The 19842-nt window shown below is 61.4% G+C and carries 24 protein-coding genes and 2 tRNA genes; 17 read left to right on the plus strand and 9 right to left on the minus strand.

Going from position 1 to position 19842, the window contains the following annotated elements; translation table 11 throughout:
* The first annotated feature begins 65 nt into the window (after window positions 1-65).
* Window positions 66-350, plus strand: a complete 285-nt coding sequence (locus tag WH7805_RS06840; RefSeq protein ID WP_050752019.1) for a hypothetical protein — start codon at window positions 66-68, stop codon at window positions 348-350.
* Here WH7805_RS06840 and coaBC read toward each other — a convergent pair.
* The gene (gene coaBC, locus WH7805_RS06845) at window positions 347-1603 is read right to left on the minus strand and encodes a bifunctional phosphopantothenoylcysteine decarboxylase/phosphopantothenate--cysteine ligase CoaBC (RefSeq protein ID WP_006042291.1); all 1257 of its coding nucleotides are present in this window, start codon (window positions 1601-1603) and stop codon (window positions 347-349) included. The two genes, WH7805_RS06840 and coaBC, sit on opposite strands and share 4 nt — an antisense overlap.
* A gap of 3 nt (window positions 1604-1606) precedes the next feature.
* Complete coding sequence (locus WH7805_RS06850) at window positions 1607-1810, minus strand: DUF2555 domain-containing protein (RefSeq protein ID WP_198005737.1); 204 nt, start codon at window positions 1808-1810, stop codon at window positions 1607-1609.
* Window positions 1811-1880: 70 nt separating this feature from the next.
* Here WH7805_RS06850 and WH7805_RS06855 point away from each other — a divergent pair.
* The 6 genes from WH7805_RS06855 (at window position 1881) to WH7805_RS06875 (ending at window position 4695) form a co-directional block, all read left to right on the plus strand.
* Window positions 1881-1953: transfer RNA gene (locus WH7805_RS06855), tRNA-Ala, on the plus strand.
* A 23-nt stretch (window positions 1954-1976) separates the two neighbouring features.
* Window positions 1977-2141 carry a PCP reductase family protein gene (locus tag WH7805_RS06860; RefSeq protein ID WP_006042293.1) on the plus strand — a complete coding sequence of 55 codons (165 nt, stop codon included), beginning with the start codon at window positions 1977-1979 and terminating at the stop codon, window positions 2139-2141.
* 11 nt (window positions 2142-2152) lie between these two features.
* Window positions 2153-2290, plus strand: coding sequence for a hypothetical protein (locus WH7805_RS14715; RefSeq protein ID WP_198005783.1), 138 nt, complete (start codon window positions 2153-2155; stop codon window positions 2288-2290).
* A gap of 66 nt (window positions 2291-2356) precedes the next feature.
* Window positions 2357-2557, plus strand: a complete 201-nt coding sequence (locus WH7805_RS06865) for a hypothetical protein (protein ID WP_006042295.1) — start codon at window positions 2357-2359, stop codon at window positions 2555-2557.
* Window positions 2558-2779: 222 nt separating this feature from the next.
* Complete coding sequence (locus tag WH7805_RS06870) at window positions 2780-3121, plus strand: DUF565 domain-containing protein (protein WP_006042296.1); 342 nt, start codon at window positions 2780-2782, stop codon at window positions 3119-3121.
* An 80-nt stretch (window positions 3122-3201) separates the two neighbouring features.
* Window positions 3202-4695, plus strand: coding sequence for an NAD(P)/FAD-dependent oxidoreductase (locus WH7805_RS06875; protein WP_006042297.1), 1494 nt, complete (start codon window positions 3202-3204; stop codon window positions 4693-4695).
* Here the strand turns inward: WH7805_RS06875 and WH7805_RS06880 are convergent.
* Together WH7805_RS06880 and WH7805_RS06885 are read right to left on the minus strand one after the other, a co-directional pair.
* Window positions 4656-5684 (minus strand): aspartate carbamoyltransferase catalytic subunit, encoded by a 1029-nt coding sequence (locus WH7805_RS06880; RefSeq protein WP_038004509.1) that lies wholly within the window; start codon window positions 5682-5684, stop codon window positions 4656-4658. The two genes, WH7805_RS06875 and WH7805_RS06880, sit on opposite strands and share 40 nt — an antisense overlap.
* A complete protein-coding gene (locus WH7805_RS06885; RefSeq protein WP_006042299.1) occupies window positions 5681-6358 on the minus strand; it encodes a DNA-3-methyladenine glycosylase in 678 nt (225 codons plus the stop codon). Before WH7805_RS06885 ends, WH7805_RS06880 begins: the two co-directional genes overlap by 4 nt.
* An 88-nt stretch (window positions 6359-6446) precedes the next feature.
* Between WH7805_RS06885 and WH7805_RS06890 the strand changes: the two genes are divergently transcribed.
* Genes WH7805_RS06890 through gatC form a run of 4 tightly spaced genes read left to right on the plus strand, consistent with a single transcriptional unit; the run spans window position 6447 to window position 8482 of the window.
* Window positions 6447-7217: a queuosine precursor transporter gene (locus WH7805_RS06890; RefSeq protein ID WP_232198974.1), complete on the plus strand. Its 771-nt coding sequence runs from the start codon at window positions 6447-6449 to the stop codon at window positions 7215-7217.
* A gap of 10 nt (window positions 7218-7227) precedes the next feature.
* A complete protein-coding gene (locus WH7805_RS14720) occupies window positions 7228-7371 on the plus strand; it encodes a hypothetical protein (protein WP_006042301.1) in 144 nt (47 codons plus the stop codon).
* A 32-nt stretch (window positions 7372-7403) separates the two neighbouring features.
* Window positions 7404-8192, plus strand: a complete 789-nt coding sequence (locus WH7805_RS06895) for a creatininase family protein (RefSeq protein WP_006042302.1) — start codon at window positions 7404-7406, stop codon at window positions 8190-8192.
* Window positions 8189-8482, plus strand: a complete 294-nt coding sequence (gatC, locus tag WH7805_RS06900) for an Asp-tRNA(Asn)/Glu-tRNA(Gln) amidotransferase subunit GatC (RefSeq protein WP_006042303.1) — start codon at window positions 8189-8191, stop codon at window positions 8480-8482. The genes WH7805_RS06895 and gatC overlap by 4 nt, the downstream gene beginning before the upstream one ends.
* Here the strand turns inward: gatC and crtR are convergent, their stop codons facing one another.
* Together crtR and WH7805_RS06910 are read right to left on the minus strand one after the other, a co-directional pair.
* On the minus strand, window positions 8483-9511 hold the full coding sequence (crtR, locus tag WH7805_RS06905) for a beta-carotene hydroxylase (protein WP_006042304.1): 1029 nt from the start codon (window positions 9509-9511) through the stop codon (window positions 8483-8485).
* Between the two features lie 53 nt (window positions 9512-9564).
* Window positions 9565-9646 (minus strand) — tRNA-Leu (locus WH7805_RS06910).
* 53 nt (window positions 9647-9699) lie between these two features.
* On the opposite strand from WH7805_RS06910, the gene WH7805_RS06915 reads away from it, so the two are divergent.
* Window positions 9700-10224, plus strand: a complete 525-nt coding sequence (locus WH7805_RS06915) for a Ycf66 family protein (RefSeq protein WP_006042305.1) — start codon at window positions 9700-9702, stop codon at window positions 10222-10224.
* Window positions 10225-10246: 22 nt separating this feature from the next.
* On the plus strand, window positions 10247-13153 hold the full coding sequence (gene ileS / locus WH7805_RS06920) for an isoleucine--tRNA ligase (RefSeq protein ID WP_006042306.1): 2907 nt from the start codon (window positions 10247-10249) through the stop codon (window positions 13151-13153).
* Here ileS and WH7805_RS06925 read toward each other — a convergent pair.
* A complete protein-coding gene (locus WH7805_RS06925) occupies window positions 13131-13448 on the minus strand; it encodes a hypothetical protein (RefSeq protein ID WP_006042307.1) in 318 nt (105 codons plus the stop codon). The two genes, ileS and WH7805_RS06925, sit on opposite strands and share 23 nt — an antisense overlap.
* The gene (locus WH7805_RS06930; RefSeq protein WP_006042308.1) at window positions 13448-14059 is read right to left on the minus strand and encodes a DUF3177 family protein; all 612 of its coding nucleotides are present in this window, start codon (window positions 14057-14059) and stop codon (window positions 13448-13450) included. The genes WH7805_RS06925 and WH7805_RS06930 overlap by 1 nt, the downstream gene beginning before the upstream one ends.
* A 70-nt stretch (window positions 14060-14129) precedes the next feature.
* On the opposite strand from WH7805_RS06930, the gene WH7805_RS06935 reads away from it, so the two are divergent.
* From WH7805_RS06935 to WH7805_RS06950, 4 genes are read left to right on the plus strand one after another with little or no spacing between them, the layout of a single operon-like run.
* Window positions 14130-15455, plus strand: coding sequence for an FIST N-terminal domain-containing protein (locus tag WH7805_RS06935; RefSeq protein WP_038005177.1), 1326 nt, complete (start codon window positions 14130-14132; stop codon window positions 15453-15455).
* Entirely contained in the window at window positions 15455-16168 is a 714-nt protein-coding gene (gene trmB, locus WH7805_RS06940; protein WP_006042311.1) for a tRNA (guanosine(46)-N7)-methyltransferase TrmB, read from the plus strand. Before WH7805_RS06935 ends, trmB begins: the two co-directional genes overlap by 1 nt.
* The gene (locus WH7805_RS06945; RefSeq protein WP_006042312.1) at window positions 16161-17459 is read left to right on the plus strand and encodes an IctB family putative bicarbonate transporter; all 1299 of its coding nucleotides are present in this window, start codon (window positions 16161-16163) and stop codon (window positions 17457-17459) included. Before trmB ends, WH7805_RS06945 begins: the two co-directional genes overlap by 8 nt.
* Window positions 17441-18424, plus strand: coding sequence for a BadF/BadG/BcrA/BcrD ATPase family protein (locus WH7805_RS06950; protein WP_006042313.1), 984 nt, complete (start codon window positions 17441-17443; stop codon window positions 18422-18424). Before WH7805_RS06945 ends, WH7805_RS06950 begins: the two co-directional genes overlap by 19 nt.
* On the opposite strand, the gene glmM is transcribed toward WH7805_RS06950, so the two are convergent.
* The gene (glmM, locus tag WH7805_RS06955) at window positions 18411-19799 is read right to left on the minus strand and encodes a phosphoglucosamine mutase (RefSeq protein ID WP_006042314.1); all 1389 of its coding nucleotides are present in this window, start codon (window positions 19797-19799) and stop codon (window positions 18411-18413) included. The two genes, WH7805_RS06950 and glmM, sit on opposite strands and share 14 nt — an antisense overlap.
* Window positions 19800-19842: the final 43 nt, after the last annotated feature.

Here is a 19842-nt window from a genome sequence, read left to right on the forward strand (position 1 = left end):
CTCCCGCTAGGTTCGCAACCTCTCAACAACGTGAAGCGATCGGCGTGCAGCGCAACGATGAATCCATGATCCAGGCTCAGCTTCAGCCAATGCTTGAGCAGCTTCGGGCGCTTGCCGACGACCAACGCGATAAGCCTGAGGCACTTCTCCTCTTCCTTAGAGAGCTTGAAGCCCTTCACCGCGACGTTCAAGAGGGAGCGTTTCGCAACAGCCTTCCGGAAGATCGCCAGCAGCTCTTTAGCTTTCTTCAGACCCTTGAGCGCAGCGGTGGCTGGCCCTATATCCCTCGGCTGCAACTCAAAACCTTCATCGCACTGCTCGATCAGGGACCTGCTGATATGGCGGCCTAATCGCCAAGCTGGCTGAGCCGATCCAGCAGATCGTGTGCCAGAGCGAACTTGTGCATGGCAGGCATTTCCTCCTGGCGTTCACCGGGGCCGATGAGCCAGCCACCGTTCAGGTCGCAGTCAAGACCCTGATTCGGGCGATCGATCGGATTGACCATCAACAGGTCACACCCTTTGGCCTGATACTTCTCATAACCGCGCTGGAGCAAGGTTTTATCGTCTCCAGCTAATGCAGCAAAACCCAGCAGGCGCTGCCGGGAAGGACGTCTTGACCGCAGCAACTGAAGCAGGTCCGGCACCTGCTCCCAGCCCTCAGCAATCGTCTTCATGAGCTCGCCTTTGGGAAGTTTGGATGAATCCTCCAAGCACTTGCGCCGCAAATCCGCAACGGCTGCGCACATCAACACGGCATCGGCGCGTGGTTGATGCTCCAACAGGCAGAGCTCCATTGCGGCGCTGCTGAAAGCCGGCAGACAGTTCAGACCCTCCAGCCAGGCCTCTGGAACCTTCAGCGGACCATGCACCAAATCAACGTAAGCACCACGGAAGCGTGCCGCTTGCGCGAGCAGAACGCCCATGCGGCCGCTGCTGCGGTTACTCATCAGGCGCACAGAATCCAGCGGTTCCTGCGTGGGCCCAGCACTGATCAGCACACGCTTGCCGCGCCAATCGCAACGCAGCCTCCCCTGCTTGTCAGCCTGCAAAAACATGCTGGCGGCAGCCAGCACGACGCACTCCGGAGCAGCCATCCGTCCGGTCCCGACGCGGTCACACGCCAGCAATCCGGCCTCCGGAGCCAGGGGCAGCACCCGAGGATCTCCATGGAGCGTGAGCCAGTTGCGCTGAACCGCCGGGTGTTGCCACATGGCGGTGTTCATGGCTCCTGCAGCCAGAACCGGGCACTCACAGGCCAACAGAAGACTGGCAAGCAGTCCTTCGCCCTCACCGTGCACCCATCGAGAGAGGCTACTGGCGCTCAGCGGTGCCACGATCACCAAATCGGCCCATTCCGCGAGCTCGATGTGCAGAGGTCGCGAGCGGGACGGATCCCATTGATCAGCGTCCTGAAGACAGGAATGACGACTGAGACAAGCCAGAGCGACAGGACTGACAAGCTGGGCACCACTGCTGGTCACTAAGCAACGGACCTGCGCACCCTCCTTAACAAGAGCACTCACCAGCAGTGGTGTCTTCACAGCGGCGATGCTTCCGCAGGCCGCAACAACCACTCGCCGTCCCTGCAGCAGCCCGTCCATCGGTCAGTCCTCGTCGAAGGGTTCCTGATCGATCAGGTGCACATAGGGACGCGTGAGCTCAGGGCGATGAATCGCCAGAGCACGAAGCAGGTGCCAGTCGCTAAGGCCCTCAAACGGGGTTGGGTAGTCGTCGTCTTCAAGACGACGGGCCAGGGAGGCCACCGAGGCTTCATCGAAGGAAGCCAGACGCTCCGGCGTGATCGTCATGCAGAGCGTGGACGCTTCCTTCATTGTGCCTGGCGTCTTCAACGAAAGACAGACGCTAGGTTTCGGTTAAGGGGGGTTAGCTCAGCTGGTAGAGCGCTGCGATCGCACCGCAGAGGTCAGGGGTTCGAATCCCCTATCCTCCATGAGTCATTCTAGAATGGACGTTATGAATTGGACGTCCGACGCCGAAGAAGCGCTTCGCGAAGTTCCCTTCTTTGTTCGTCCAGCGGTCCGTCGCAGGATCGAATCAATAGCAATTGAGCAGAAGCGTGATCTGATCGACAGCACGTTCTACGGAGAGGCGAGATCCCAGTTCGCCCGCCGTTCGTGATGAATCTTCGGATGGTCACACGCCGAAGCTTTCGACCGCTTCTCATGACCGTTCTGGGATGTGCCGTGTTCGCTTCAATTCCGGTGCGCCCGTCCGCACTGCTGACTTACCTGCTGATTCTCATGGCCGGCGGCCTGGCCCGCCGCTGAAGACACCCCAAGAATGCAGTGCTGCGGGGTCATGCGGTAAAAGAGACGTTGAGAAGATCTCGGTAAATGTCTCAGTCAAAACGCGAACAGGTGGTGAGTCATCTGCGTTATATCCGTCAGGAATTGCGCGAAATGCACCAAGGCGTCATGGAAGACGGCCTCCTACCAGAAGCCGGCGAAGTGCGTGGTGTGATGGCGCAGATGGAAGCCCTGCTTGAACTGCTCGAAGGCAAGAGCTCTCGCAAGGCCAAAGCTGAATCCGACTGATTTCGACGGCCCTCTTGCCAAATTGCGAGGAACAAGCTTTCCTTCGCCAGTCCCCATCATCCGACCCAGGCCGTGCCTGGGTTTTTTATTTTCAGTCCAAGATGTAGCGCTTGATAAAGGCAAAAGCACTAGGAATGGTGTAAACATCGTTCGGCAGGGTCTGGGTCGGGTGATGGGGATCACCAGTGCACCTCCCTGCCTCTTCTCTGAGCGGCTTCCCTCATGACCGCCCGTCTTCAGTCAACCCAGCTTCAACAAAGCCTTGGAGAAGCCTCGACTCGGCTCGACCGTTGGGCGAAGAATCCCTGGCGTCGTGCCTCCCTCCTCCTGATCGCCCTGACGGGAAGCTTCATGCTCGGAAACGGTATTCCTGCCATTTCCGGTTCCCTCAATCTGATGGATCCGCTGGCATCCATGTTGAGCGTTGGGGTTCTAGAGGTGATGGTGCGCGTGAGGCGTCACTGGGCCAGGGATCACAACAATCATCTGGGCCGTCAGCTTCTGGACATGATCCGTATCGGTCTGTTGTATGGGCTCCTGCTGGAGGGTTTCAAGCTTCTCTGACGCTCCTGACTGCACTGCAGAGCACGGACAAAACTTCTGTCGATTCATACCCTACGGACAGACCTGCTGAAGTTCTGGCCATGGCTGGTGAGCGTTTCTACCTCGAGCTTGAGCCCCCAGAGGAACGCCTTCGTCATGCCCCCCACGTGGTGATCGTTGGCGGTGGATTCGCTGGTGTCAGAGCCTGCAAAGCCTTGGCCAATGCCGACGTTCGCATCAGCCTGATCGACAAACGAAATTTCAACTTGTTTCAGCCACTTCTGTACCAGGTGGCCACTGGTCTGGTCTCCCGCGGCGATGTAGCAACGCCTCTGCGACAAATGGTTGGACGCCAGCGCAATGTGCAGGTGCTGCTGGGTGAAGTAACCCAGATCAACCCTGAAGGCCAGCAGATCGTTTTCAACGGCAAGGCTTATGGCTACGACTATCTCGTTCTTGCCACCGGTTCAGGCAGCACATTCTTCGGGCATGAAAACTGGCGCACCTTTGCGCCACCGATGAAGATCCTCGAACACGCTGAAGAGATCCGCCGCCGCCTGCTGATGGCGATGGAGCAAGCAGAGCAGACCCCTGACCCAGAAGCGCGTCGATTCCTTCAAACGGTCGTGATTGTGGGCGGCGGACCCACAGGCTGCGAAATGGCGGGCGCCACTTCTGAATTGATGCGCAATGCCATGCGCCGTGAGTTCCGCCAGCTCAACCCATCAGATACCCGCATCGTTCTGGTGGATCCGGGCGATCGTGTTTTGAGGGCCATGCCGGAGTCGCTATCTCAAGCTGCCCAGGAAACCCTTGAGGCCCTTGGCGTGGAAATGCTCTTCAAGGGGCGGGTGCAGACAATGCAGCCCGGCGAGGTGACCGTGGGCACTCCCGATGGAGACCGACGCCTTCAGGCCGCCACTGTGATCTGGACAGCCGGTGTCCGCCCTTCCCATCTCGGGAAGAAACTGGCTGACGCCATCGGCTGCGAAACCGACAGGAGCGGACGCGTGATCGTGGCACCGGACTTCTCGGTGCCAGGCCACCCGGAAATCCGCGTGGTCGGGGACCTCTGCTCCTACAAGCACACCCGGGACGGCAATCCTCTGCCTGGAATGGCGGGACCCGCCACCCAGGCCGGCGGCTTCGTGGGCAAAGACATTGCCGCCGTGGTGAGTGGACGATCACGTCCAACGTTCAGCTGGTTTGACTTCGGCAGCATGGCCGTGCTCGACCGGGTGGACGCTGTCGCCGATCTGCGCGGTTTCAAGTTCAAAGGGGGCATCGGTTGGCTGCTCTGGGCTGCCGCCCACCTCGCCTTCATGCCCGATCGGGAAAACCGCTACACCTTGCTGATCAAATGGATCTTTGCAGTGGTGTCGCAGTCGAGAGCATCGATGCTGCTCACGGGGATGCCCAGTCAGCACATGGGACTGGATGCCCCAGATGCTGCATTTCCAATGCAGTCTGGCTCCGGCCCCTCGATCGCCGAACCCGGTGCTGCACTAAGGGCCGCAATGGATTACTACTCCAATCAGGTGTCTGGGCTGCCCACTCAGAGCGGAAGCGGAGACTCAGCAGCCGCCATCAAATAAAGCAGCGCCATGCGGATCGGGATGCCGTTGCGCACCTGATCCTCCACGCGATTGGCGCTCAGATCATCGAGAAGGGCACCGCTCATCTCCACACCCCGGTTCACCGGGCCAGGGTGAAGCACGGGAATCGCAACCTGGCAGGCCTGTAGCCGCTCATGGCTGAGCCCGAAGTCGCGGTGATAGCGATCCAGACTGGTGAGCATGTGCTGACGCATGCGCTCCTTCTGCAAACGCAAGGTCATCACCGCATCGGCTCCGGCCAGCGCATCATCAAGGTTGCGCACCACGGTCAACGAGCCCCGATCGGCAACGGGGTCTGTGGCTTGTCCCGGCGGCGGCTGGGCCACGAACTGCGCAAAGGCCTCAGGCACCAGGCTTGGCGGACCGCAGAGAATCACATCCGCGCCACAGGCGGTGAGGGCCCAGAGATTGGAGCGCGCCACCCGGGAGTGGAGAACATCGCCCACGATCACAATGCGGCGTCCGCGCAGAGCCTCCGGCAACGGGTGACTGGGGTTGAAATGCTGCGCCAGGGTGTAGAGATCGAGCAGCCCCTGGCTTGGATGGCTGTGCAGGCCATCGCCGCCATTGAGCACCACGGTGCGCTCACCCGTGCGTTCGAGGGCTTCGGCCAACTGCCTGGGCACGCCTGTGCAGCGGTGTCGCACCACCAGCACATCCGCGCCCATGGCCACATACGTGCGTGCTGTGTCGAGCAGGGACTCTCCCTTGCTGAGCGAGCTGCTGGAAGGCGAGAAGCTGGAGACGTCGGCAGACAACCGCTTAGCCGCCAGCTCAAAGCTGCTGCGGGTGCGGGTGCTTGGTTCGAAGAAGAGTGTGGCCACCAGCCGCCCCTGAAGCGCCGGCAGCCTCCGCGCGCCAGTGACCGGCATTGCGCTGAACCGATGAGCCAGCTCCAGAACAGCCGCGTAATCCTCCCTGGAGAAGGTGGAGAGATCGAGGATGTGGCGGTGGGTCCACGCGCTCAACTGGGCGTCCGCTCACTCTCTTTAACTTTAAAGGGAGGTGATCCATTCGCACAGGATGCACTGGGTTTGTAGGCATCCTCCAGCTGCGGCTTTCGGTCTCCCTTGGCCCTTTTGCTCACGCTGCGACTCGCCTGGAGATACCAGCGCCACGGCAGCTCCTGGCCTCTGGCAATTCCAATGCGGGTGGTCGTGAACAGCGCTGGCTCCCGCAGATTTGAAGGACGCGGGGCGATCCAGAGATCCTTCCCAGTGCAGGCTGCACAACCATCCATCTGCCGATCAATCCCGAAGCGACGGGCCAGCAGCCCGGGTCCCGCTGCCACACGCTCTGGCTCACCAGGCAGCGCCACGGCCCTGAGCAACACACCATTGGCCCAGTCCGCCCGATCGGTAACCACATTCACGCAGTGGTGAATGCCGTAGCTCACATACACATAGAAGCGACCTGGCTCACCAAAGAGCGTTTCGTTTTGAGGGCTCCTGCGCCGATAGCCATGACAGGCAGGCTCCTCCTGGGAATACGCCTCCGTTTCCACAATCACGCCCCAAAGCAGGCTGCCGTCCTCTTGGCGTTTCACCAACCTGCAGCCAATCAGGTGGGGGCCCACCTCCTCGGCAGAGCGGGAGAAAAAGGATGGGGGCAGAGGAGAGAAGTCAAACAAGGCGATGACCATCCCTCCATCGGATCGTTTCCAGTCTTCTGGAGTGGTGACAGGAGAGCAAACTGCCGCCAGGCTGCAATCAATCCCAATGCTCGCAGCGATGGACGCCTCAATCCAGGCACGCCGCGACTTTGTCTTTCTGGTTCTGGCGGGGCTGTTTCTCGGCACCTTGGGGATGCTCAACATCCTCGGGCTCACTCGCTTCCTCGAACTGGGACACATCGGGTCGTGGCCGATCGTGGTGGCCGTTGGCGCCTTGCCCTATCCGATCACATTTCTGTGCACGGATCTGATCAGTGAGTTGTGGGGTGAGAAGAGAGCCGGCCAGGTGGTGTGGGTTGGTCTGCTTCTCAACGGCTGGGTCGTGCTGATCCTCTGGCTGGGCGGCTTGCTCCCCGGTGTTGAAGGAGCCCCGGATTCCACATTCTTTGAAATCCAGAGGCTGGCCTTTGGCTCGGTGTTCGCCTCCATGGCGGCATATCTCACTGCACAGTTCGTGGACGTGCGCCTCTTCCACTTCTGGAAACAGTTCAGCGGTGGACGGGCGCTCTGGCTGCGCAACAACGGCTCAACACTGGTGAGTCAGCTGGTGGATACCAGCGCTGTGGTGCTGATCAGCCACTACGCCTCCGGCGTTCTGCCCGTTCGCCCCGGTGAACCCGTGGCTCCGCAGCTGGTGTCGTTCATCGCCAGTGGGTACCTCTTTAAGGCCATGGCCGCACTGATCGACACCATGCCTTTCATCTGGCTCACCGGCTGGCTGCGCCAGTGGTTGGCCGTGCCTCGCACGGGCAGTGAGATCGGCGGAGATCACGATCCCACCATGCAGGGCATGACACCTCGCTCATCCCTGGCAGGCTTACAGAAATAAATGTGATCAGATGGACGCCGCCCTCTCCGGATTCAACCTGGGCACGGTTCTGCTTTTTGGCAGTGGTTTGTTCGTGCTGGCCACGCTCTTCTTCGGAACGAGAGGTGGCTACTACAACACCGATCAATACGACGGCAACGGCACCGCCCACTGAGCGCCAAGATCAACCTCAGTCGTTAGGAAGGCATGAACCCATCGCTCCCCGGCCCGGCGGACAGTACCGATGCCATTCGCCTGGCTCTGCAGAGCTGGCCGGACGTGGATCGCTACCTACAGACCTGCAAGGGCGTGATCATCCCCCTGGGTTCCACAGAGCAGCATGGGCCCACCGGCGCCATCGGCACCGATGCTCTCACCGCTGAAGCAGTGGCTCTCGAACTGGGACGACGCAGCGGTGTGTTGGTCACGCCGGTTCAAGCCTTCGGCATGGCTGAGCACCACCTCGGCTTTGCCGGCACCATGAGCCTTCAACCCGCCACGCTCCTGGCGGTGCTCCACGATCTGGTGCTCTCTCTGGCCACCCATGGATTCGAGCGGATCCTGGTGGTGAATGGGCACGGAGGCAACATCGCCACCACAAGGGCCGCCTTTGCCCAGGCCTACGGCACGGCTGCCAGCCGTGGCCTCGAGGTGGCCCCCAGGCTCCGCTGCAAGCTTTCCAACTGGTTCATGGCCGGGCCTGTGATGCGCCGCGCCAGGGAGCTCTACGGAGAGCGTGAAGGGCAACACGCCACCCCCAGCGAAATCGCCGTCACCTTGCATCTGCACCGCTGCCTGCAGGAGAAGCAACGCCCCCTGCCCGAAGCCGCAGCCTGCGGGGCCATTCATGGTCCGCAGGACTTCCGCCGCCGCCACCCCGATGGCCGCATGGGATCCGACCCCTATCTGGCCAAGCCTGAGCATGGCCAGGAGCTGCTGAATACAGCCGCGGAGACGTTGCGCGAGGATCTCAGTACTTTCCTCACTGCCGAATGAGCGACATCACGGCCGACGACGTGCGCAAGGTGGCCCATCTGGCCCGTCTCGATCTCCCTGAGGAGACCATCGCCACCTACACCGGTCAGCTGGAGAGAATCCTTGATTACGTCGACCAGCTGCAGGCCGTTGATACGGAAGGAGTGCCGGCAACCACCCGCGCCGTGGAAGTTGTCAACGTCACTCGTGAAGACACCGTCGAAGCGACCGAAGTGAGAGAAGCACTGCTGGATCAAGCCCCACTTCGGGAAGGGGACTTCTTCCGAGTCCCGAAGATCCTGGCCGATTAGTCAGTGTGAGTGCGGCCGGCGTGGCTGGGTTTTGATGGCGATGCGGTCCACAAAACCCAGCCAGCTGCGCTGCAAAGCGCGGCCGGGAATAAAGCGGGCAGCTCTGCGCATTTTGCCTCTGCGGTGATTGTGACTGCGCACGCCCACAAGAATGTCGTAGAGGAAATTGGCACCATCAGCACGGGTCTCAAAAATCCCGAGACGTTGCGGTGAACCTTTGGCGTCCAGAAGGGGTTTGGTGGCCTCATAGGCAGGCTTGTACTCAAACCAAGGCACCGATGGCCAGAGATGGTGCACAAGGTGATAGTTCTGTCCCATGATCAGCCAGTTCATCAGCCTGCCTGGGTAGATCCGAGCATTCGTCCAGCGATTCCTGGACGTGAATGGACGATGGGGCAGGTAGTCAAAGAAGAGCCCGAGGGTGACGCCCACCATCAGGGCCGGTGCAAACCAGCAGTTGAAGATGAACGGCAGAAAATCAAAGGTGACCGCAGCGGCAACGATCGTGAAGAACACGGCACGCTCGAATCCCCACTGCATCAGCTCCCAGCGCTTCCAGAGTTTGCGCTGAAAGAAAAAGACCTCGTGATAAAAAAATCGTGGGGCGATCAGCCAGAGCGGGCCGAAGGTGCTCACAATATGGTCCGGATCGTTCTTCGGATCGTTGACGTGGGCGTGGTGTTCGAGGTGCACCCGCGTGAAAACCGGAAAACTGAAACCCAGCAAGAGAGCCGACCCATGGCCCATCAATTGGTTCACCCACGGCACGGGATGAGCCGATTTGTGGCAAGCGTCATGTACGACGGTTCCCTCAAGGTGCAGCGCCAGAAACCCCGTGATCAACATCACAGGCAACGGCCAACCGGCTGAAAACCAGCCCCAGATCGTGAGAGCAGCCAGGGCATAACCGCCCAAAAACAAGCCCACCGTGGGATTCCAGGCTGCGGGTGGATCAACGAACTGTTTCGGAACAGAACGCAAACGAACCTCCGCGGCCGGCATTTCAGGTTGGACGAAAGCCTGGGTCATTCAGCGAAGGTGCGACAGCCGACTGCTACGAGCCACCAAATTAGGGAAAGGGATGCCCACCGGGGGACTTGAACCCCCACGACCGAAGCCACTGGTACCTAAAACCAGCGCGTCTACCAATTCCGCCAGATGGGCAAGGTTGCAATTTTAGGCAGCCACCCAGAATGGGTTCATCTGTGGATCCCGCGATGCTGGCCACCCTTGCAGGAGATCTCTGTCTGGTGGTGGGGCTGGCGGTTCTGCTGCTTCCGCTTCTGGTGACGGAACTGAGCCGTCCTCGCGATGGACTCTGGGGTGCCGTGGTTCTGCTGCTCGGACTGGTGCTGGTGACCAGCAGCGACCGCCTCCGGGGAGCACCGATGCTGGCGGTGGCTTGCGCAGGGCTGCTGATCAGTCGCCTTGGAAGCGAAGTGGCTCAGTCCCGCTGGAATCAGCTGAACCCTGAGGAGCAGCAGCGATTGAAATCCAGTGAGCGCTGGTCCACCAGCCTGCAGCAGCTCAGTACAACATTCAGCACATTGCTGAGCAACGCCGGCCAGGCCCTGGGCAGCCTCAAGCCCAAAGCCCCTGCCGCTGAACGCCCTGAAGGCAGCAGCCGCACCGGCAAGCGCTGGGTCAGACCCGAACCGGAGACTGAAGCCGACAAAGCCAAAGCACCTGAACCGACAGAGCCTGATCCAAAAGCCACACCCCCAACCAGCGAAGACGGATAATTCCGGTTGCAGCTGCCCCAACGTGAGCAAGGAGACCCGCGACGCCGCCGAGGGACGTCCCTCCTACAAGGACACGCTCAACCTGCTGCAAACAGGCTTTGGCATGCGCGCCAATGCCGTGAAGCGGGAACCGGAACTGCAGGCCTTCTGGAATGAGAACGGCATCGATGGACAGCTGGGTCTCAAAAACAGCGGCCCCCCATTCACCCTCCACGACGGGCCGCCCTATGCCAACGGTGCCCTGCACATGGGCCATGCCCTGAACAAGGTGCTCAAGGATGTGATCAACAAATACCAAGTGCTGCAAGGCCGCAGGGTGCGCTATGTGCCGGGATGGGACTGCCACGGCCTGCCGATCGAACTCAAGGTGCTGCAGTCGATGGACCCGGAACAGCGCCAGGCGCTAACGCCGATCAAGCTCCGCAAGAAAGCCGCTGCCTACGCCCGCAAGCAGGTGGATGGCCAGATGAAGGGCTTCCAACGCTGGGGCATTTGGGCCGACTGGGAACAGCCTTATCTCACGCTGCAAAAGGAGTACGAAGCCGCCCAGATCAAGGTCTTCGGCGAGATGGTGCTCAAGGGGCACATCTACAGGGGCTTGAAGCCGGTGCACTGGAGCCCCAGTTCCCGCACTGCCCTGGCCGAAGCCGAACTGGAATATCCCGACGGCCACACCAGCCCCAGCGTGTATGTGGCTTTTCCAGTGGAGGAGCTCCCCAAAGCCCTGCGGGACACCCTCAAGGGCGATGGGATTGACCTTCCCACTGAGGCTGCTCCCCTAGGCGACGCCTTGCAGGTGGCGATCTGGACCACCACTCCTTGGACGCTTCCGGCCAACCTGGCGGTATCGGTGAATGAACGTCTCGACTACGCCCTGGTCGACGATGGCGAGGGCCGGATGCTTGTGGTGGCAGCCGATCTGATCGAGTCGCTCTCCAAAACCCTGGAGCGCCCCCTCAAGCGTCGCGCCACAGTGAAAGGGGCTCAGCTTGCCGGACTCACCTACCGGCATCCGCTGCTGGATCGCACCAGCGCAGTGGTAATCGGCGGCGAGTACATCACCACCGAATCCGGCACAGGCCTTGTGCACACCGCCCCAGGCCACGGCGTCGACGACTTCCACACCGGCCAGAAGTACGGCCTGCCCGTGCTCTGTCCGGTGGATGAAGCCGGCACCCTCACCGCAGAGGCAGGCCCCTTCAAGGGTCTGAACGTCCTCAAGGACGCCAACCCAGTGATCATCGAAGCCCTCGAGCAAGCCGGAGCACTGCTCAAGCAGGAGGCCTACGGCCACCGCTACCCCTACGACTGGCGCACCAAGAAACCCACGATCTTCCGCGCCACTGAACAATGGTTCGCCTCGGTGGAGGGCTTTCGCCAGCAGGCTTTGGAAGCCATCGATCATGTGCAATGGACCCCCGCCTCGGGCCGCAACCGGATCGAAGCGATGGTGAAAGAGCGGGGGGATTGGTGCATCTCCCGCCAGCGCACCTGGGGAGTGCCGATCCCCGTTTTTTACCACCGCAGCAACGGCGAGGTGTTGCTCAATGCCGACACCCTGGCCCACATCGAAACGCTGATCGCCGCCCACGGCGGCGATGTTTGGTGGGAAAAGGCCGAGGTTGATCTGCTGCCACCGGCCTATGCCGACCAGGCCGATCAATGGCGCAAAGGCACCGACACGATGGACGTGTGGTTCGACTCCGGGTCCAGTTGGGCGGCGGTTTCAAGCCAGCGTGAGGCACTCAGCTATCCAGCAGACCTCTACCTCGAGGGATCCGACCAGCATCGGGGCTGGTTCCAGAGTTCTCTGCTCACCTCCGTCGCCGTGAACGGCAAGGCGCCTTACAAGCGGGTGCTCACCCATGGGTTCGCGCTCGATGAGAAAGGCCGCAAAATGAGCAAATCCCTCGGCAATGTGGTCGACCCGATGGTGATCATCGAGGGGGGCAAGAACCAGAAGCAGGAGCCTCCCTTCGGCGCTGATGTGCTGCGGCTTTGGGTGAGCTCAGTGGACTATTCAGCCGATGTACCCATCGGCGCTGGAATCCTGCGTCAAATCGCGGACGTGTACCGAAAGGTGCGCAACACCAGCCGATACCTGCTCGGCAACCTGCACGACTTCTCCCCGGAAAGAGACGCCATTGCCGTGGCGGACCTGCCGCTGCTGGACCGCTGGATGCTGCAGCGAACGGCTGAAGTAATGGATGAAATCACAGAGTCCTTCGAAAACTACGAATTTTTCCGTTTCTTCCAACTACTGCAGAACTTCTGCGTCACCGACCTCTCGAACTTCTACCTCGACATCGCCAAAGACCGTCTTTACGTGAGCGCCCCATCCGACCAGCGCCGGCGTAGCTGTCAGACCGTAATGGCCTTGATCATCGAACGCTTGGCCGGCTTGATTGCGCCTGTGCTCTGCCACATGGCCGAAGACATCTGGCAAAACCTTCCCTACCCAGTGGAGGAAACCTCGGTCTTCCAACGCGGTTGGCCAACCGCTCCGGACAGTTGGCGCGACGCTTCCGTGCAGGAACCGATGCAGCAACTGCGCGAGCTGCGGGCATCCGTGAACAAAGTGCTGGAGGACTGCCGCAGCCGTCAGGAGCTGGGCGCCTCTCTAGAGGCATCGGTTCGCCTTGAGGCCCACAGTCCCAGCTTGCAATCTGCTCTGCACTGGCTCAACGAGAACGGCCAGCCCGAGGTGGATGGCCTACGCGATTGGCTTCTGGTGTCGCAATTGCAAATTGGCGGTGAACCCTGGGCGGAACTGCTCGCCAACCATGACGACAGCGTCGCGCTTATCGAGGTTGCCCGTGCCCGCGGCACCAAATGCGAGCGCTGCTGGCATTACGAAAGTGATGTGGGCCAACATGCCGACCATCCTCATCTCTGCGGGCGTTGCGTCAGCGTGCTGGAGAGGCTTTGACCCAGTGCGCTTCATTCAGAAGAGCAACGGGCTCCATTGGCCCTGCCAGCACGATCTCCTCTGCTGGCGATAAGGGGCCTTTCAACAGGTCAACCTGACTCAACAGCGTGCCGTTAGGCAGAACGGAGGCATCCGGATCAAACGACGTGGGATGGGTGGTGCTGCTGCTGAAGCCACGAAAAATCAGCAATTCGAAGGGCTCTTCATCGACCCGTCCCCGCAATCGCACAACACGGTCGGGGTGTTGGCGGGTGCGTTCCTCAAACGCTTGCACCAAATCAGCATCCACCGGCATCAAAATTCACCAGCCACCCGACCCTGGCGCGGGAAGCGCACCAAGAGCCACTGCAACAGGCCCACGGCATAAGCCACAAGCGCCACGTAGCCGATGAAGGCGGCAACAGCTTCCGTCCACTGGCCGCCGAACACGAAATCAAATAAGCGTTCCGCAACCCGGTGCAGTCCCTGGGGAGCTTCCAGCCAGACCTTGCACTCGGCTGCCTCAAGAGCGCGTGCACAGCCCAGTGCCGACCCCGACATCCCGACGGCGAAAACCGCAAACACCGTCAGAGACCAACGCCAGATGCGAACGGTCATCGGCAGAGCCCGGCCCGGGGGACTGTCGGCCAGTTCCTCATTGAGATCCACCCAGAACCACACCGATCCAGCCATGAGCAGGGGAGCCAGAAGGGCCGTGACGTAGCCGATCGGCCGTTGATCGGTGAGTAGCAACACGCTGATGGCAAGCAGGCTGGCAACCTTCCAGTAAATGCTCAGCAGGCGCACGAGGGCAGGATCACGGCGAACTCCAGCCCAGATCAACAGGATCAATGGCAGACCGAGAGCAATCGTGGCGCCGAGGCGGTAGGTCAGCCACACCAGGGTTCGGGTCGTGAGATCAGGCACCAGCCAGGCACATCAGCGCTTCATTATCAGTGCCATCCATCAAGACCACAGGATTGGTAAGGTCCAATTCATGGTTCCGTTTAATCCTCTCGACTGGTTCCGGAGTTCGGGTTCCCAAGCGCGTTGCCGCCATGCCCTCTCCCATCAGCCATCCATGGAGGAGGCCGTTCGGGATGTGTCCACCACCCTTGGGGCCAACGGCGCTGACATCGCCCTGGTGTTCGTGTCCAGTCACTTCGCCAGTGATCTCCCTCGCTTGCTGCCCCTGCTTCAGCAGCGTCTGCACTCCAGCCACTGGTTGGGATGTCTCGGTGGAGGTGTCGTGGGCACGACGGCGGCCGGTGATGCCCATGAAGTGGAGCAGAGCCCGGCGTTGAGCGTCATGTTGCTCAACCTCCCCGGAGTCGAACTGCAGAGCGTACAACTCAACGGCAACGACCTTCCAGACCTTGACGGTGCTGCGCAGCACTGGCACGAGTGGGTGGGCCTGAAGCCGGGATCCAGTCGATCTCTGCTGCTTTTGATCGATCCCACGTGTAGCGGAATCAATGATCTGATCAGCGGTCTGGATTACGCCTACCCCTCGGTGGACAAGATCGGTGGAATCGCCATCCCCCACAACGCCGCTCATGGCTCCCTGCTCTGCGGCGATGGCGTCGTAGCCGGAGCCGTAGGGCTCAGTATTGGTGGAGATTGGACTCTCGATCCTGTAGTGGCGCAGGGGTGCAGGCCGATCGGTCCGGTGTTCGCGATCGAGCAGGCCCAGCGCAACGTGCTCTTGGAACTCAGTGATGGAGACCGGCGCGACAGCCCCGTGGCTTGCCTGCAGCGGGTGCTTGCAGGACTGAGCGCTGAAGATCGTGAATTGGTGCAGCACTCGCTGTTTCTGGGTGTTGAGCGACAGGAACTGTCTGCAGGAGCTGCAATGGCCAAGCTGCAACGCTTCGCATCCGACAGCGGACAGTCCGATCCACAACCCAACAACGAGAAGGAGCGAACTTTTCTAGTTCGCAACCTGATCGGGGTGGATCCCCGCAACGGAGCCGTCGCCGTCGCTGAGAGGGTTCGTGCGGGGCAGAACGTTCAATTTCAGCTGCGAGAAGCTCAGGCCTCCCGCCAGGAAGCACGCCAACTGCTGCAAACCAGCCGCACAACCTCAGCCGCAAAGGATCCGCTCTGTGGACTGCTGTTCGCCTGCCTGGGCCGAGGCAGCGGCCTGTTCGGAACAGCTAATGGCGACGTGACCATCGCCCGTGAGGTAATGCCGAGTCTCCCCATTGCCGGAAGCTTCTGCAACGGCGAGATCGGCCCTCTTGGCGGGGCGACGCACCTCCATGGTTACACCGCTTGCTGGGGCCTTCTCCGCCATGCACCGCTCGATTCCTCGCCGTCCTGATGCGTCAGCACGTCAATCCCCTCAGCCGGTTCTTTCAACTGCCCCTGGAGCTGCCTGCGCCGGATTGCTTGTTTGATGACCCCAGCCGTCCCATTCATCTGGACATCGGCTGCGCCCGGGGCCTGTGCCTACTGGAGCTGGCCGCCCTGAGGCCGGATCGCAATCACCTGGGTGTGGAAATCAGACGGCCCCTGGTGCGTTCCGCCCAACGGGACCGGGACCGGCTTGAACGCCTCAACCTGCACTATCTGTTCTGCAACGCCAATGTGAGCCTGGAGGGATGGATGGCCGCCCTTCCACACGATCACCTGCAGCTGGTGAGCATTCAGTTTCCGGATCCGTGGTTTAAGCGGCGTCACCGTAAGAGGCGCGTGCTGCAACCGTCCCTGTTGCTGGCCATTGCAGCAACATTGCAACCGGGTCGGGAGCTGTTTGTTCAGAGTGACGTACTGGCCGTGATCGAACCGATGGTGGCGCTGGTTGAGCTGAGCGGATGCTTCGATCGCCCCGCCGAGGACGACCGCCCCTGGAGAGCCGACAACCCTCTGCAGGTGCCAACGGAACGTGAACGCTATGTGCAGGACCTGGGTCTCCCGGCCTATCGGGTTCTCTACCGGCGCAATCGGCAGCCATTGCCAGATCGTCAAGATCTAGAGATTGCTTGGCAACGGGTCGATAATCCCGCCAACGATGCATTCTCCCCGGATGGCTGAGGCTTCAGAACCGTCGCCGTGGTTGCTCCGCTGGCAGGGATGTCTCCCCGGTTCGGCAGCGCAGCAGAAGCGCCTCGGTGATCTGGCCGGCATCCTTCTGATCCTGCTGCTCGCAGGACTTCCCCTGGTCACGCGCACGGGGCTGGGATTGATCGTGCTGGCCTGTGGTGCTCTCTGGCTGCTGTGGTCGCTCACCAAGCCTCCCGAGCGACTGGGTGGAATCAGCGGCTGGTTGCTGCTGTTTCTGGGTGTCGCCGTGCTGGCCACAGGCTTCTCGCCAGTCCCCGCCGCGGCCCTCAAGGGGCTGGTGAAACTGCTGAGCTACCTGGGGGTCTACGCCTTGATGCGCCAGCTTCTCGCCGTCCGACCTGAATGGTGGGATCGTCTGATGGCGGCTCTCCTCGGAGGATCGCTTCTGACCGATGTGCTGGCCCTGCGCCAGCTCTATGCCCCCACCGAAGAGCTGGCCCGCTGGGCCGATCCGAATTCAGTCGCCGAAGGAACGATCCGGATCTATGGGCCGCTGGGCAACCCCAATCTGCTGGCGGGCTACCTAGTGCCGATCCTGCCGCTAGCACTGGTGGCCTGCGTCCGCTGGCGCGGATGGGGGAGCCGGATGTTTGCCGCAAGTGCCTTCATCCTCGGATGTGCGTCGGTGCTCTTCAGCTACAGCCGGGGGGGGTGGCTTGCTCTTGTGGCAGCCCTCGGCAGCTTGGTGCTGCTTCTGGTGCTTCGCGCCATTCGCCACTGGCCCCCACTCTGGAAGCGATTGGTGCCCCTGGCCCTGCTGGCAGCCGGGGGGGTGCTGCTGGCGCTAGCCGTCACCCAGGTGGACCCGATCCGCACGCGGGTGATGAGTCTGCTTGCCGGGCGCGGCGACAGCTCCAACAACTTCAGGATCAATGTGTGGCTGGCTGCGATCGACATGATCCAAGACCGCCCCTGGTTAGGAATCGGCCCAGGAAACGCTGCGTTCAACAGCGTCTATCCCTTGTATCAGCAACCGAAATTCAATGCCCTGAGCGCCTACTCCGTACCTCTGGAACTGCTTGTGGAGACAGGCCTTCCGGGCCTGATCGCCTGCATAGGGCTTGCGTTTGCCAGCGTGCGCAGAGGCTTGAAAGCGCTGGCGTCCGATGCTGATCTGGCCCTTCCCTGCATCGGCTGCCTGGCAGCGATCACCGGGCTGCTCGTGCATGGAGCCGCCGACACGATCTTCTTCCGCCCTGAAGTGCAGATCAGTGGATGGTTCTGCCTGGCCACTCTGAGCCAATGCCGTCCAAGGGCATGACTGAAACCTACGCGAATACATCACAAGTCCTGGCCGGATTCGATGCTGGTCAGACCCATTGCCGCTGCCGGCTCAGTCGCTGGACGCAGGAGGGCTGGCATGTTTTGGGAGAGGGCACGGGCACCGGTGTCAGCCACCTGGATGCCTCAGGCGGAGAGGAGCGCTTCCGTGAAGCCATCCGCTCTAGCTTGCAGGCTGCTTGGCCCAATGGCTGCCAGGCTCCCCTCGGAGCGGCGGCCGTGGGAGCCAGTGGCGTTGAAGCCGGAACAAGCCTGCAGCCCCGTGCGACCTCATTGCTGCATGAGGTGTTGAATCTCCCCTTGGAACGCTGCTACGCGACTGGCGATGAACGCACCGCCCTTCGAGGCGCCTTCGGCGATCAACCCGGCATCGTGCTGATCAGTGGAACGGGAATGATCGTGGTGGGGCGCAACACCAAGGGTGAGGAACATCGCTGCGGTGGCTGGGGTTGGCGACTCGATGGCGCAGGCTCGGCGTTCGATCTCGGACACCAGGCCCTACAGGTCAGCCTGCGCATGGCCGATGGGCGACTCGCGGATGGGCCACTGCGCCAAATGCTTTGGCAGAGCCTTGGCTGCGATACCGCCTACGACCTCAAAACCCTGGTGGTGCAGCCTGATCATCAGCCCGCAGATCTGGCACGTCTGGCACCCCTGGTGGATGAAGCCGCCGCCCAGGGGGATCGCCAAGCCCTGAAAATCCTTGATCAATCAGCATTCGCTCTCGCCGAAGCCGCCAGCGCAGTAGCCAAGCAGCTGCGCCTGCATCAACCGAACCTCTGCGCCCACGGAGGCGCAATCCAGAATCTGACGAAATTCAACAGCGCCGTGAATCAGGCGATCCAGCAACACTTACCAGGTGCTTGCTGGATCATTCCCCAGGGGGATGCCTGTGATGGAGCCCTGGCCTTGGCCCGCGATTGCTGGCAGCTCAAGCGGCATTGAGGTAGAGGTCAGCCGCCTCAGCCAGGCGCTGGGTCCAATGCTCCACGGCACTGGAATCAGCCGCTTCCACCATCACACGCAGAAGGGGCTCGGTGCCACTGGCCCGCACCAGCACCCGCCCGTCGTCCGCCATGCTGCGCTCGGCCTGTTGCACTAAGTCAGAGAGAGGTTGGCAATCCGCCCAACCTTTGCGGCGAGCCCGATCAGGCACCCGCACATTCACCAATTTCTGGGGATAGGCCTTAAAGCTGTGATCAAGCCAATCGGCCAGCGTCATCCCTTGGGCATGGCAGAGAGTGGCCAGTTGCAAAGCCGTGAGCACCCCATCACCGGAGAGGCCGTGAGCTGAAGAAAGGATGTGACCGGATTGCTCACCACCGAGAGCCGCACCACTGCGGACCATGGCGGCATGCACATGCTGATCACCAACGGGGGTGCGATCAAGCAGTCCACCTCGGGCCTGCCAGGCTCGCTCAAATCCCAGGTTGGACATCACTGTGGCCACAAGTCTCTGATCAGGAAGCGCACCGCTGTCCTGCAACGCTGAGCCCCAGAGGAAGAGCACATGGTCGCCATCGACGACGCGACCCTTGCCATCGACAGCCAACATCCTGTCGGCATCGCCGTCAAAAGCGAAGCCCATGGCAGCTCCACGATCCAACACGGCACGTCGCAGGGGCTCGAGATGGGTGGAGCCGCACCCCACATTGATCCGCTCCCCATCGGCTTCGCCATGGAGCACCGTGACATCGGCACCGAGCTCGGAGAACACCACGGCCCCGCAGGCTGTGGCCGAGCCCCAGCAGAGATCCAGAACAATCGGCACACCATCCAGCCGCTGATGGTGCACGCTGCTGAGAAGATCCTGTTTGTAGAGATCGAGAAGTTCAGAACGCTGGCGTGACACCCCGAACGCAGGCGCTTGCGGTGACGTCGGCTCCTCACCGCGCAAACCGGCCTCAATTCGCGACTGAAGCGCAGAGCCGAGCTTGCTGCCATCGGCACCGAATACCTTGATGCCGTTGTCCTCCGGTGGGTTATGGCTGGCGGACACCATCAAGCCACCGGCCGCCCCAAACCGGCGGATCAGGCCCGGAACTGCCGGGGTGGGGCACAGCCCAAGGGTCCAAACCTCTCGCCCCGCTGCGGTCAGGCCGGCCGCAAGCGCGGACACGAGCATGGATCCGCTCGTGCGGGAATCCATCCCGATCAGCACAGGCCCATCAGAGGGGAGCACCCGTCCACACCAGAACCCCACCTGCAGAGCAAGGGTGGAGGTGATCGCCGTACCGACATGACCACGCAGGCCATCGGTGCCGAAACTCACCTGGGCAGGATCAGGACAATCCAGGGGATGGAATGCAGGTGAGGCCATGGAGTCTCATTGATGGAATGAACCTTAAAAGGCCCGACAGCAT

The organism is Synechococcus sp. WH 7805, from assembly GCF_000153285.1.
In the GTDB taxonomy this organism is placed as follows: domain Bacteria; phylum Cyanobacteriota; class Cyanobacteriia; order PCC-6307; family Cyanobiaceae; genus Synechococcus_C.

Bases quoted from the DNA above. Each gene is read 5' to 3' on its own strand.
- WH7805_RS06840 (WP_050752019.1), top strand. From the start codon at position 66: ATGATCCAGGCTCAGCTTCAGCCAATGCTTGAGCAGCTTCGGGCGCTT.
- coaBC (WP_006042291.1), bottom strand. From the start codon at position 1,603: ATGGACGGGCTGCTGCAGGGACGGCGAGTGGTTGTTGCGGCCTGCGGA.
- WH7805_RS06850 (WP_198005737.1), bottom strand. From the start codon at position 1,810: ATGACGATCACGCCGGAGCGTCTGGCTTCCTTCGATGAAGCCTCGGTG.
- WH7805_RS06860 (WP_006042293.1), top strand. From the start codon at position 1,977: ATGAATTGGACGTCCGACGCCGAAGAAGCGCTTCGCGAAGTTCCCTTC.
- WH7805_RS14715 (WP_198005783.1), top strand. From the start codon at position 2,153: ATGGTCACACGCCGAAGCTTTCGACCGCTTCTCATGACCGTTCTGGGA.
- WH7805_RS06865 (WP_006042295.1), top strand. From the start codon at position 2,357: ATGTCTCAGTCAAAACGCGAACAGGTGGTGAGTCATCTGCGTTATATC.
- WH7805_RS06870 (WP_006042296.1), top strand. From the start codon at position 2,780: ATGACCGCCCGTCTTCAGTCAACCCAGCTTCAACAAAGCCTTGGAGAA.
- WH7805_RS06875 (WP_006042297.1), top strand. From the start codon at position 3,202: ATGGCTGGTGAGCGTTTCTACCTCGAGCTTGAGCCCCCAGAGGAACGC.
- WH7805_RS06885 (WP_006042299.1), bottom strand. From the start codon at position 6,358: ATGGTCATCGCCTTGTTTGACTTCTCTCCTCTGCCCCCATCCTTTTTC.
- WH7805_RS06890 (WP_232198974.1), top strand. From the start codon at position 6,447: ATGGACGCCTCAATCCAGGCACGCCGCGACTTTGTCTTTCTGGTTCTG.
- WH7805_RS14720 (WP_006042301.1), top strand. From the start codon at position 7,228: ATGGACGCCGCCCTCTCCGGATTCAACCTGGGCACGGTTCTGCTTTTT.
- WH7805_RS06895 (WP_006042302.1), top strand. From the start codon at position 7,404: ATGAACCCATCGCTCCCCGGCCCGGCGGACAGTACCGATGCCATTCGC.
- gatC (WP_006042303.1), top strand. From the start codon at position 8,189: ATGAGCGACATCACGGCCGACGACGTGCGCAAGGTGGCCCATCTGGCC.
- crtR (WP_006042304.1), bottom strand. From the start codon at position 9,511: ATGACCCAGGCTTTCGTCCAACCTGAAATGCCGGCCGCGGAGGTTCGT.
- WH7805_RS06915 (WP_006042305.1), top strand. From the start codon at position 9,700: ATGCTGGCCACCCTTGCAGGAGATCTCTGTCTGGTGGTGGGGCTGGCG.
- WH7805_RS06925 (WP_006042307.1), bottom strand. From the start codon at position 13,448: ATGCCGGTGGATGCTGATTTGGTGCAAGCGTTTGAGGAACGCACCCGC.
- WH7805_RS06935 (WP_038005177.1), top strand. From the start codon at position 14,130: ATGGTTCCGTTTAATCCTCTCGACTGGTTCCGGAGTTCGGGTTCCCAA.
- trmB (WP_006042311.1), top strand. From the start codon at position 15,455: ATGCGTCAGCACGTCAATCCCCTCAGCCGGTTCTTTCAACTGCCCCTG.
- WH7805_RS06945 (WP_006042312.1), top strand. From the start codon at position 16,161: ATGGCTGAGGCTTCAGAACCGTCGCCGTGGTTGCTCCGCTGGCAGGGA.
- WH7805_RS06950 (WP_006042313.1), top strand. From the start codon at position 17,441: ATGCCGTCCAAGGGCATGACTGAAACCTACGCGAATACATCACAAGTC.
- glmM (WP_006042314.1), bottom strand. From the start codon at position 19,799: ATGGCCTCACCTGCATTCCATCCCCTGGATTGTCCTGATCCTGCCCAG.